This window comes from Kineococcus vitellinus, from assembly GCF_009906315.1.
Classification (GTDB): domain Bacteria; phylum Actinomycetota; class Actinomycetes; order Actinomycetales; family Kineococcaceae; genus Kineococcus; species Kineococcus vitellinus.
In genome coordinates this window covers 1-849 of sequence record NZ_JAAALL010000600.1, presented here as the reverse complement: position 1 = coordinate 849, position 849 = coordinate 1, and the positions used below count along the sequence as shown (strand labels likewise).

General features: G+C 78.2%; 1 pseudogene and 1 riboswitch. The pseudogene reads left to right on the top strand.

Annotated features, from left to right (window positions below):
* Nucleotides 1-240 precede the first annotated feature (240 nt).
* Nucleotides 241-411, top strand: a riboswitch (cyclic di-AMP (ydaO/yuaA leader).
* A 2-nt stretch (nt 412-413) separates the two neighbouring features.
* Nucleotides 414-849, top strand: a pseudogene (locus GTQ99_RS23655) (C40 family peptidase); the annotation flags it as partial.

Here is an 849-nt window from a genome sequence, read left to right as displayed (position 1 = left end):
CAGGACCCCGCAGAGCCCCCGCAGAGCCCCCGCGCACCCCGCGCGGGGGCTCTCTCGCACGGGGTGCGGGTGGTGGTGCCGGGGTGCGGCGGGCGGTGCGGCGCTGCGTGGCGCTCGTCACGTCCCGGGCACCTGCCCGTCACCGGGTCGTGACATTCCCGCCCCGCTCGGGTTATGGTCCACCCGCCTCCGCGACATCGCGCGCGGACGCCCTCTCGCGGACGCCGAGCCCTGCCACCGCGACGAGGTCCCCCGAGACAGTTCATGGCAGGGGTGGGGGAACCACTTTCCGGGCAGCGTCGCGGCCAGCCGGGCCGTCGCAGTCCTCGGGGTGAAGCCGGTGCGAACCGGCCGGGCGACCTTCCCGCCCGAACCCGACAGCTCACCTCGCAGGCGTCGGAGAGGCCACCACCTTGACGACTCGCGTCCAGGCGCGCCACCGCGCCCACGTTCGTGCACTCACGCCCCTGTCCGACCTCGGTGACACCGTCGCCCGCACCACCGGTGGTGCCGCCCGCTGCGGCGCCGTCGCCGTCGCGGCCGGTGGTCTCCTCGTCTCCGTCGCCCTGCCCGCCGGTGCCGCTCCCGGCACCGCCCCGGCCCGGGTCGCCACCACCGTCGGCTCGGCCTCCACCGCCGTGCCCGCCGCCTTCGGCACCACCGCCCCCGGGGTGGTCTCCGCCCCGGCGACGGCCACCGCCACGACCGCCACCACGACGGTCACCTTCGCCAGCGCCCCGGCGCCGGCGCCCGTGGTCGTCCCCGAGGTCGTCGCGGCCCCCGCCCTGGAGCGCGCCCCGCGCGACACCACCGCGGTGCCCGTCGTCAACTCCTCGGTCGCCCCGGCCC